This window comes from Parafilimonas sp. (genome assembly GCF_047606085.1).
GTDB lineage: Bacteria > Bacteroidota > Bacteroidia > Chitinophagales > Chitinophagaceae > Parafilimonas.
The window spans coordinates 1-11753 of record NZ_JASGEX010000216.1; the positions used below are offsets into that span (position 1 = coordinate 1).

8 protein-coding genes and 2 pseudogenes are annotated in these 11753 nt (G+C 41.0%); 9 read left to right on the forward strand and 1 reads right to left on the reverse strand.

Translation table 11 applies throughout. From position 1 onward, the window contains the following. Positions 1 to 434: 434 nt before the first annotated feature. From QM629_RS19205 to QM629_RS19225, 5 genes are all read left to right on the forward strand, one after another. Positions 435 to 1343 carry an SDR family oxidoreductase gene (locus QM629_RS19205; RefSeq protein WP_415161528.1) on the forward strand — a complete coding sequence of 303 codons (909 nt, stop codon included), beginning with the start codon at positions 435 to 437 and terminating at the stop codon, positions 1341 to 1343. An 11-nt stretch (positions 1344 to 1354) separates the two neighbouring features. Next, positions 1355 to 2077, forward strand: a complete 723-nt coding sequence (locus tag QM629_RS19210; protein WP_415161529.1) for an SDR family NAD(P)-dependent oxidoreductase — start codon at positions 1355 to 1357, stop codon at positions 2075 to 2077. 44 nt (positions 2078 to 2121) lie between these two features. Then, positions 2122 to 3042, forward strand: coding sequence for a helix-turn-helix domain-containing protein (locus tag QM629_RS19215; RefSeq protein WP_415161530.1), 921 nt, complete (start codon positions 2122 to 2124; stop codon positions 3040 to 3042). Between the two features lie 127 nt (positions 3043 to 3169). Beyond that, positions 3170 to 3334 (forward strand): hypothetical protein, encoded by a 165-nt coding sequence (locus QM629_RS19220; protein ID WP_415161531.1) that lies wholly within the window; start codon positions 3170 to 3172, stop codon positions 3332 to 3334. A gap of 77 nt (positions 3335 to 3411) precedes the next feature. Next, positions 3412 to 4446, forward strand: coding sequence for a 2-oxoacid:ferredoxin oxidoreductase subunit beta (locus QM629_RS19225; protein ID WP_415161532.1), 1035 nt, complete (start codon positions 3412 to 3414; stop codon positions 4444 to 4446). Positions 4447 to 4980: 534 nt separating this feature from the next. Here the strand turns inward: QM629_RS19225 and QM629_RS19230 are convergent. Beyond that, complete coding sequence (locus QM629_RS19230) at positions 4981 to 5733, reverse strand: hypothetical protein (RefSeq protein WP_415161533.1); 753 nt, start codon at positions 5731 to 5733, stop codon at positions 4981 to 4983. A gap of 155 nt (positions 5734 to 5888) precedes the next feature. On the opposite strand from QM629_RS19230, the pseudogene tnpA reads away from it, so the two are divergent. The 4 genes and pseudogenes from tnpA to QM629_RS19250 form a co-directional block, all read left to right on the forward strand. Next, positions 5889 to 6321, forward strand: a pseudogene (tnpA, locus tag QM629_RS19235) (IS200/IS605 family transposase). 211 nt (positions 6322 to 6532) lie between these two features. After that, entirely contained in the window at positions 6533 to 7957 is a 1425-nt protein-coding gene (locus QM629_RS19240; RefSeq protein WP_415161534.1) for a sulfatase, read from the forward strand. A 331-nt stretch (positions 7958 to 8288) separates the two neighbouring features. Continuing rightward, entirely contained in the window at positions 8289 to 11375 is a 3087-nt protein-coding gene (locus QM629_RS19245; protein WP_415161535.1) for a SusC/RagA family TonB-linked outer membrane protein, read from the forward strand. Positions 11376 to 11416: 41 nt separating this feature from the next. Next, positions 11417 to 11753 (forward strand): annotated as a pseudogene (locus QM629_RS19250) (hypothetical protein); the annotation flags it as partial.

Genomic DNA, 11753 nt, shown 5'->3' on the forward strand with positions numbered 1-11753 from the left:
TACCAGTATTTTGAGGAGTTTCAATCGGCAATTGAGCAGTTCTTCTCTAATCTCGAATATCAATTGGATGAGCTGATATCTTTACTACAATTTAATTTCGGAATTATTAAAGCAACTTAGTATAATTTGGCTATGGCTAATCCTATACCGATGCTGCCATCTGTAACAACAGCTATTTTGTTTTGTAATTTTTGCATTATAATTCTGTTTGTTTTACAATGCAAAATTCTTCCTGGACAATATGCTGAAAAATGAAGCAGTCTAAGAAATAATGTTAAAGCAGTTTAAGATATATTTCTTCTATAAAGTTTTTGCTTTGTTCTTCTTCCATATTTCAGCACAACAATAATTTTCCTTTTTGCTACAACAACCTGCGTTTTGGCTACATCTGTTTTATAATGGCTGCAGAGCTTTGCATCAACAAAACAGAAATTATGAATATTGTATTAACAGGCTCTATCAGTAATGTGGGAAAACCACTTACGGAAATGCTGGTAAGAAAAGGGCATGCTGTTACCGTTATCAGCAGTAACAATGCAAGAAAAAAAGATATTGAAGCATTAGGTGCTAAAGCCGCTATTGGTAACATGTTCGATGCGGATTTTTTAACGGAAACCTTTAAAGGCGCGGATATTGTTTACCCGATGGAAACGCTTGATGCTGCCGGCGATATGTTTGATAAAAACATTGATTTTATTGCAACCATTAATAAGATTGGCAATAATTATAAACAAGCTGTTGAAGCATCGGGCGTAAAGCGTGTGGTGCATTTAAGCAGTATCGGTGCGCATACAAATCAGGGCAATAGCATTCTTGTCTTTCATTATATTGTTGAAAATATTTTAAAGCAGTTGCCGCATGATGTGGTCATAAAATTCATTCGCCCGGTTGGTTTTTATACCAATTTATTTTCATTTATGCACAGCATAAAAACACAGAATGCCATTGTTTCAAATTATGGCGGCAATGCAAAAGAGCCGTGGGTTTCTTCTTTGGATATTGCAACTGTAATTGCAGATGAAATGGAAAAGCCTTTTGAGCACAGAATGATTCGTTATGTGGCAAGCGATGAAGTTTCGCCTAACGAAATTGCAAAGATATTAGGTGAAGCAATCGAGCAGCCAGGTTTACAATGGAATGTAATTTCCGATGAACAATTATTGAGCAATTGGCTGAAAGCAGGCATGAATGAGCAAATTGCAAAAGGCTTTATCGAGATGCAGGCAAGCCAGGGCAACGGCAGTTTGTATGAAGATTATAATCAGCATAAACCTGTATTAGGCGAAGTGAAGCTGAAAGATTTTGCAAAAGAATTTGCAGCAGCATATAAAAAAGAAGATTAAATAAAACAACTATGAAACATGTATTAATAACAGGTGCCAATACGGGTATTGGTTTTGAAACAGCCAGACAAATGGCTGAGCTGGGATATTATATCTTTATGGGCAGCCGCGATAAAGCAAAAGGAATTGAAGCAGCAAATAAATTAAAAGATGCCGGGCTTACGAACATAGAAGCGTTGGAAATTGATGTATCAAATATTAAATCTGTAAAACATGCAAAAGCAGTATTGGAATCAAAGATTGAGGCGCTGGATATTTTAATAAACAATGCAGGCATCAGCGGCGAACAACCACAGAATTTTTCAACAAGTGATATAGAAAATATGCGCAGAATATTTGACACTAATTTCTTTGGCGTTATTCAAACTACGCAGCAATTCATTCCGCTGTTAAAAAAATCAAATGCCCCAACAATTATAAATGTATCGAGCGAAGTAGGTTCTTTAACCATGAATAGTAGCCCATTGCGCAATCCTAATTATAATAATTATAATGCTTATGGGGCTTCTAAAAGTGCGTTGAATGCTTTTACGCTGATGTTATCGCATGAACTCATCAATACTAATTTTAGAGTCAACAGCGTAACGCCCGGTTACACAGCTACGGCATTAAATAATTTTAAAGGTGCAAGAACGCCGGCAGATGGCGCTGCATCCGTTGTGAAGGCAGCAACAAACACTGATGCCAATGCAACAGGAAAATTTTTTAAAGATGGAAATGAAATGTTGTGGTAAATGGGATTCATATATAACTCAAACAGCTTATTCTTGTTTAGAAAATGAAAAATATTCAACGCATAAAAACCATCAGCGAGTTTCATCGCACAAGAAGATTAACGGAGCCTCAACACCCATTAATAAGTGTGATAGATTATGCTGAAGCAGAACTTTCGCCGGATGATTTTGATAAAAGCTGGATAATGGATTTTTATATGATTTCGTTGAAAAGAAACATGAACGGCAAAATTAAATACGGTCAGCAGGAATATGATTTTGATGAAGGTATTATGTTTTTTTTTTCGCCGGGGCAGGTATATAAAATCGAAAGAAAGCCTGGCGATTCTCCTGATAAATCGGGATGGATGCTGCTGATACATCCTGATTTTTTCTGGAATACTTCGCTGGCAAAAAATATTAAGCAATACGAATTTTTTGATTACTCCATTCATGAAGCGTTGTTTTTATCAAAGAAAGAAGAAGAAACAATGCTGGGCATTGTTGAAAACATACAACAGGAATATCATGCAAATATTGATAAGTTCAGCCAGAACATTATCATCTCGCAAATAGAAACGCTGCTCAATTATTCAGAGCGGTTTTATAACCGGCAGTTCATCACACGCAAGAAAACGAATCATAAAATTTTAAACCGCCTGGAAGAGTTGCTTACAGCTTATTTCAACAGCGGTGATTTAATTACGAAAGGATTGCCAACCGTTCAGTACATTGGGCAGTCGCTGAATGTTTCTCCGAAATATTTAAGCAGTTTATTAAAAGCATTAACCGGTCAAAACACAAAGCATTACATTCATGAAAAGCTGATTGAAAAAGCCAAAGAAAAATTATCAACATCTGATTTATCGGTGAGTGAAATTGCCTACGAATTAGGCTTTGTGCACTCGCAATCGTTCAGCAAATTATTTAAAAGCAAAACCAATTTATCGCCGTTGGAGTTCAGGCATTCGTTTGGAGTTAACTGAATTGGATTGTAACTAATCAAGCTAGCTTAGTCAGCTTTTACCTTTCTATTGATACTTCAATTGGTATTCTTTTACAACATAAATTTCCCTATCGGTTGGTGTCTGCACCAACCGAAACTTTTCATCTTTGTTTGTCTTGTTACCAACAACCGTAGCGTGGGCAGCAGCATACAAACCGGATGAAGCCTCCGGCGCCAAAAAAATAAGCATGATACGAAAGCGGAAAATGGCAAACAGAGACAATGACTACCTGCTCGATATTTTATTATCCTTTAATACTCAAAAATACTAACGCTTTCATGCGCCCTGCCTACTCGCCCATAGCTGATAGCTTGAATTTAACTACCTTTGCGCCCGAAATTTAAAGATATGAGCGTTGTTGCGAATGGATTACCTGTTTTAACGGCAAAAGACTTTGCCACCGACCAGGAAGTGCGCTGGTGCCCCGGGTGTGGCGATTATTCTATTTTGGCGCAGGTGCAAAAAGTAATGCCGGCGATTGGTGTGCCTAAAGAGAATATAGTTATCATAAGCGGTATTGGCTGCAGCAGCCGTTTTCCTTATTACATGAATACATACGGGATGCATTCCATTCATGGCCGCGCCACGGCTGTTGCCAGCGGTTTAAAAGCTGCAAGGCCGGAGCTAAGCGTTTGGATAGTTACCGGCGATGGCGACAGCTTAAGCATTGGCGGCAACCACACCATTCATTTGCTGCGCAGGAATTTTGATGTAAATATCCTGCTGTTCAACAACCAGATTTACGGGTTAACAAAAGGGCAATATTCGCCCACATCAGAAGAACATAAAATAACCAAGAGCACACCGCTTGGCAGCATTGACCACCCGTTCAACCCCCTGGCGTTGGCCATGGGCGCCGATGCTACCTTTATTGCACGCAGCATGGACCGCGACCCAAAACATTTACAGGAAATGCTTACCCGCTCTCATAAACATACAGGCTCATCCTTCCTGGAAATTTACCAGAACTGCAACATTTTTAATGACGGCGCTTTTGAAATATTCACTGAAAAATCATCCAAGGCAAATGAAACCCTGTTCCTGGAACAGGGTAAGCCTTTATTATTTGGCCCAACAAAAAATAAGGGCATTAAACTGGATGGGTTTAAACCGGTTGTTGTAGAGATAGGCGTGGATGCTTCGGTTGACGAGGTATGGGTGCATGATGAATTTGATTTTTACAAAGCGCAAATATTGATCCGCATGTTTGATGACCCGCGGCTTGAAAATCACCTGCCCCGCCCGTTTGGCGTATTTTACGAAACAGAACGCGCCTGCTATGAAGATATATTAAACCTGCAGGTGGAAGAAACCATTGCTGCAAAAGGTAAGGGCGACCTGGATAAGCTCCTGAGAGGAAAAGAAGTGTGGGAGATCAATTAAATATCATGGGCCAACAAAATTTTATCCGGGTTTAGCAGTCCATCGTTTACACACCTGTTGTTTATAACCTGCTTACAATTCTTATAATTTCATTGTAATCTTTGAGCCTTGCCATTGATTGCCTACATAAAACAGCGTCTGCCATCGCAAATTCATAAGTTGAATAATTATCTTTTTCAAAAACCTGCCCATTTTGTACATAATATTTAAATCCTTTTACGCTTATTATTTGCAGCCGGCTTTGCCTGATATAAATGTTATTGAACCAATGCAAAAGAAGTTTTCATATCGAATTTACTATAATCGGGCATTTTCTCAACACAAAGTTTCAAGGTACGTATAATTAAAAAAAGGGGCAGCATAACCGAAGCCCGCCTCCTATTTACCCCCCAAAAATTAATCGTTCAGAAGCTGTTTAAAAATTTAATCCTTTATAGGGTTTTAGCGATTTTTCGCACAGAGCAAAGGAGTCAACAGAGTATACAGCCTCTGTTAGCTCTGTGTTCTCTGTGCGAAAAAAAATCAAACAGCTTCTCAGGGATTTAACACCCCGCGCAGATTCACCCTGAACGTATTTCCGGAAAAAACATTTTCCATACTGGCACCGGCTTCTGACCGGTCGAGGCGCATTTGCCTGCCCTTTGCATGTACCATATTGAAAATAATGCTCATTCTTCTGGATCCTAATCCTTTGATCGTTCCATTAATCACAGACCCAGGAGGGATGATAACATTGCCTTTCAACATGGCAGGTTCCACCACCTTAAAGCTTACATGCTGGCCTTCGCTGGCTGTTTGCTTATTGATGTTTTCCTGCAGCACAAGCATTACAGGCAGCCCATGCCCACGCAGCACTATGGGTTGCCCGGGGGAAATATCAGCCACATCATCTTCTTCTCCATCGCCGGGCTGTGGCGGTATGGGAACGGGCTTTACAGATGTGTTGTTTGAACTGTCCTGTTTAATTTTTTGGGCAGGTTTCCCGGATATTTTGTCAGCAACGGCCTGATCGGTTTTTGGGGTTGGCTTTTTTGTTGCCGGTTTTTTACTTTCAGCAGTTGGTTCCGGTTGTGAGGATACATCCTGTTGTTCCTCCTGTTTCTTTTTATGCAGGATAAAATCAACAGAATCGCTGTTTGTATGATTATCGGCGATATCATTGCCTGTATTAATATCTTCGCCAGCTACATCCTGTGCCACGGATGCCGTATCCTGTGGGTTATCTGCAGGCCTTTTCTGTTCTGTTCCATCAGAAAAAAACCTGAACATGGTAAAGCCAATAATCAAAATTATTTCTTTTATTTACCCGCTCCGGATAATTTTTGCCGTATTTTCTTTGCAAATAGCCCATTGTGCATATCCTGACTGGTCTCAATACGTTAGTTCAAGCTATGCCCTTTAGGGCATAGCTTTAGCTTCTACAAATCTACCTGAATTTGTGGATGCATAATGTACGCAAGAGTAGCCATAGTGTCCATCAGTTGCATGTTCATATAGTATGGAGTACAAAGTATCGTTATGAAGTTTTTAGGAGGTGATATTCAGGTGAGATGCCGTGATTTAATACGCCAGACATGTGATACGTTGGATATGCAAATATTGAAAGGTGTAGTAATCAAAGACCACATTCACCTTCATTTGAGCTATCCGCCAAAGCTAAGTATAAGTGAATTAGTAAAGCGGTTAAAAGGTCGTAGTGCGAAGTTGCTTTTGGTCGAATATGGTGAACTTAAAAAACGTTATTGGGGAGGTCATTTATGGGGGATAGGGTATGGGGCATGGAGTACCGGAAACATAACAGATGAAATGATTCAGGAATACCTGAATCATCATAAAGAAGGTTCCAATAACAATCGGAATTTTATTCTGGAATAGTTTTATAAACTTTTGGTTTAGGGTTTTCAATGCTGTTGACAGCAAATTCCAATGACTTTCAGTCAACTGGATTTCAACCTATGGATTTTTAATCCATAGTATTTTGCGTCTATTTTAATGCGTTTGCCCTGGTCTATCCATATCTCCGGCAAACTTTTTTATGCCTGCAATGGCTTTCCTTATTATTCTAAAATAAAAAACTTATTTATACATGAAAAATAAGATGTCAATTATACCTGTTCTTTCTGCCTTGTTTATAATGGGAAACCTTTTCTTTTTTGAATGCCGTGCGTTTGGCCAGGTTATAAAAGAAAATCAAAAACATCCCAACATTATTTTTTTACTTACCGATGACCAGCGATGGGATGCATTGGGCGTTATGGGCAATCCAATTATTAAAACGCCCAATCTTGATAAACTGGCGGCAGCGGGCGTCTTGTTTCAAAACGCTTATGTTACCACTTCTATTTGTTGCGTAAGCCGGGCAAGCATCCTTAGCGGGCAATATGAATCCCGGCACCAGATTAATGATTTTGCCACAAGTTTCAGCGCACAGGCTTTATCAGAAACATATCCCGCCTTATTAAAGAAAGCAGGTTACAACACCGCTTTCATTGGAAAGTTTGGCGTGGGAAAAGGAAATGATTTTCCTGCACAGCTTTTTAATTTTTATGTTAATACTGAAGCCGGGAATAAAGGGCAGCCTGATTACCTGGTTCCGGATGCACAAGGCAACCTGATACATGATAATGATACCATTGATCATGCCATACAGCTTTTTTTAGATAAGTATGGAAAAAATGATGCGCCTTTTTGTTTGTCTGTAAGCTTTAAAGCCCCGCATGAGCTGGACGGCAATCCTCCAAGGTATATTGTGCAGGATAAGTATAAAGATTATTATAATGATGTTACTATACCGGAACCTGTTACAGCAAATCCCAAATACTGGGAACAATTCCCGCCTTTTTTCAGAACGGATTCCAACTTTGCCAGGGCCAGGTGGAAGGGCCTTTTTGGAACGCCCGGATTATACCAGGAAAATGTAAAAAACTACTATCGCCTTATAACCGGGGTGGACGATGTGGTAGGCAACACCGTAAAGAAACTGAAAGCGCTTGGCATTGACAGCAACACCATCATAATATACATGGGCGACAATGGTTTTTTCCTGGGGGAACATGGCATGGAGGGAAAATGGTATGGTTATGAAGAATCTGTTCGGGTACCTCTTTTTATCTACAGCCCTTTTTGGGAAGATAAGATAAGGCAAACGCGTTCTGAAAAAATTGCCTTAAACATAGATATTGCGCCCACCATTCTTGCTATGGCGGGCGCGCCGGCGCCTTCAGGAATGCAGGGCATAAACCTCATAAGCCAGTTAGAAAATAAAACGCGGGAAAGGGAAGCGTTTTTTTATCAGTATTATTACCTCGGCGGAAAGAAATTACCTGAAGTAGAGGGCGTAGTAACAAAAGATTTTAAATACATGATCTATATTGAACATGGCTATGAAGAGCTTTTTGATACAAAAAATGATCCGCATGAAACTGTCAATCTTGCCAAAGATCCGGCGTTTCAGAAAAAGCTCCGGTCTCTCCGGCTATTGTATAATAAGTTAAAGGCAGAGAGCCGCTGAACTTGTATTTACAAGATAATATACCGGCTTGCCCAGGCTTTATTTTAAACCACAGCTTGTTCCTCAAAGTTTATCTGCAATATTAAAGGCATTTTTAAATCAGTACAGTACAGGATGGTTGTGCTTTGAACAATCTATAGTTTCGTTCAGACGAATTGCAAGAGAATAAAAACTAAGTTATCTCTCTTATAGGTGTAGGGTTGTTTTGTCCATCTGCAAATGCCTTTATTAGTACTTAGCGTATTTCTGTTTGTTAAGAACGGGCGTTTATGGTATTGCTGTTAAAGCCAATTCTCAAATATTCATTAAATACTAAATCATGATTGCTATTATGAACTTTTTTTATTTCAAACCATTGCTTCGCTTTACATTATTTGCGGCTGTTGTTTTAATGGTATCAATACCAACAATGCCATGCAGCGCACAGCAACAAAGAATAATTAACGGGCAGGTTACAGATGCTGCCACTAACCAGCCGGTGCCAAACGCTTCTATAAATATAAAGGGCAGTGGCAAAGGCGCCCTGAGCGATATTCACGGGAATTTTAATTTACATGTAAAAGGAGAAGATTCCCTGGTAGTCAGTTCGGTTGGCTACGAAACCCAAACCGTATTTGTGGGCAGCCAGGATTTCATTCGCCTGCAATTGAAGCCTGGTAATAATCAGTTAGACCAGGTGATAGTAGTGGGCTATGGCACGCAGCGAAAAAAAGATGTAACCGGGGCGGTTCAAACAGTTGATATGAACAAGCTGCAGGATATTCCTGTTTCGCAATTCACACAAAAGCTTCAGGGAAAGCTGGCCGGGGTACAGATCAATCAGAATACAGGCCAGCCCGGCAAAGGCATGTCTGTAAGAATACGGGGGCAGTTATCTGTTTCTGCAGGCAGTGATCCGCTGTATGTTGTAGATGGTTTTCCCATTGTAGGTAATATCGGCTCTATTAACCCCGATGAAATAGAAAGCATTTCCATTTTAAAAGATGCCGCCTCCACTTCCCTGTATGGTTCCCGCGCTGCTAACGGGGTGGTGTTAATTACAACAAAGCAGGCAAAAGGTGGGCAAACTACTGTTGGCATTAATGCTTACGTGGGCACGCAGGCAGTGCCGGAACATGGCCGTATAAAAATGATGAATGCAGAAGAGTTTGCAGAATTTAAAAAGGAATATTATGAAGATGAGGGGGCAGATGTGCCGGAAATATTTCAGGACCCATCCATATACAAGGGAAAAAACAACGACTGGTATGGCGCCATGCTTCAAAAAGCGCCGCTTGAAAGCTTTAATCTTACCATTGCCAGCAGGAATGATAAAATGAGCACGGCAATTGTAGCAGGCGTGCTCGGCCAGCAGGGCGTGGTGATACAGACCAAGTACACCAGATATTCATTAAGGATGAATATGGATTATAACCTGTCCCCAAAAGTAAAGGTTGGGTTCGGCCTCGCTCCTTCTTATATTTATGATAACCAGCCCCAGACAGACGGAGACCGTGGCACAGGGTTGCTTTTTGATGCCCTGCACACCTGGCCCATCATGCCTATATACGACAGCACAGGCAAGCTCACCGAATATAACCAGTTAGATGCAAGCACCGGTAACATTTATGCCTATCCCAACTGGGTAAGGGCAGCCAGAGAAATTACGGATGAAACCAAGTATGTTAACATGATCAGCAATGCCTATGTGCAGTACGAACCTATCAGAGGGTTGGTATTGAAATCAAGCATGAATGTGCAGTACATCAATACCAAATATTTCTTCTTTAACCCGTCAACAGCAACGTATGCCATCAATGTATCAATTCCCACAACCGCCGTATCCAAAAGAAGCAACCAGGATGAAGTTACCTGGCTGAATGAGAATTTAGCCACCTACACCAAAAGTTTTGGCAACCATAATTTTGAATTGCTTGCCGGGTTTACTAACCAAAAATACAGGCAGGAAGCTACTGTGGTGCAGGCAGACACCTATACAGACGACCGGATAAATACGATACAGAGCGCTGTTAATATAAGCAGAAGCGGCACTTATAACACGGCTAATGAATGGACGCTTACTTCCTATCTTTCCCGGTTAACGTATAATTTTAAAAACAAATACCTGTTTACCGCAGCCCTGCGCAGCGATGGCTCTTCCCGGTTTGGCGCAGATAACCGATGGGGCACATTCCCTTCATTTTCTTTAGGATGGGTGCTGTCTGATGAAAGTTTCTTTAGCAGGCTTCCCAAAATTTCTTTTGCCAAGGTGCGTACAAGCTATGGTGTAATTGGTAATAATAATATTGGTAATTACACGTCGTATGCACTGGTTGATAACACGGCAAACGCCGTTTTTAATGATAACGTGGCCACCGGCGCCGCTATTACATCTTTAGCCAACAGCAACCTGGGCTGGGAAACTACAAAAGCGTATGATGCGGGCATTGATCTTGGCTTTTTCAACGACAGGATCCAATTTACCTATGACTATTATTTAAAGCATACAACCAATCTGCTGTACAGCGTACAGGTGCCACAGGAATCAGGATTTAGCAGTTATTATGATAATATTGGCGAGCTTAAATTCTGGGGACATGAGTTTTCTGTTACTACCCGGAATACAGTTGGTAAATTCCAGTGGACCACCAGCGCCAATATTTCTTTCAACAGGAATAAAGTGCTGGCACTGGCTGATGGTATAAACCGCGTGTATGGCTCATTCAATATAACGGAAGTAGGGCATCCGTTTGGCGTGTTTTATGGGTTGCAAAAGTTAGGGCATTATATGAATGAAGATGACCTGGAAAAATCCCCCGTTATCGCCGGCCGTTCCACGGTAGGAAGCATAAAGCTGAAAGATGTGAACGGGGATGGGGAAATTACCTACGGCGGCGATGATGACGACCGCACCATCATCGGCTCCCCCTTTCCCAAATTTATTTATGGCATAACCAATACGATCAACTACCGCAATTTTGATTTTTCTGTTGTGGCATCCGGTTCTTATGGCAACCAGCTATATATGCGCCACCTGTATAGCCTGGCAAACCTCGACGGCGTATTTAATATGGTGGAAAGGGTAAAATACCGCTGGCGCTCCGAAGAAAATCCCGGCGATGGTTTCTTTGGCACTACGGTGGGCGGCGGCACTGTTACAGGCGTGGAAAGGGATTGGCCAAACAGCCAGTTTGTAGCTAACGCTTCCTTCTTTACCATTAAGAACATTACCATAGGTTATACGGCCGGTATTAAAAGCAAAGCTATTAAATCAGCAAGGGTGTATGCCTCCTGCCAGCAGGTGTATGTGTTTTCCAAATACTGGGGCGGCGCTAACCCGGAAACCAGCTATTCAAGTGATAACCTTAGCCAGGGATTAGACCTGTCTAACTACCCTGTGCCCCGTACCTATACATTAGGCGTTAATTTAAACTTCTAATGCGCTTTGCAAACAATACTATCACAATTAATTTTTATAAGATGAAAAATAAAACTCTTTTGCTGTTAATTACAAGTGTTATAACAGGGCTTACTGGCTGTAGTAAATTTCTGGACGAAGTGCCTGAAACCTCGCTCAGCTCAACCACTTTCTTCAAAACAGAATCAGATTTTGAGCAGGCCGTTAATGCCACCTATGTACCCCTTCGCTCTATTACAAACAACTATGCCTGGGTATTGGAAGAAATGCATTCTGATAATGCTTATTACGCAAGGAACACTTTGTTTGGCGCTGTTGATAATACAGAGAATGTGGCAGATTTTGCCGTTCCCGTATCCGGATCGGTAACCACCAACACGTATGTGCTTAATATGTACA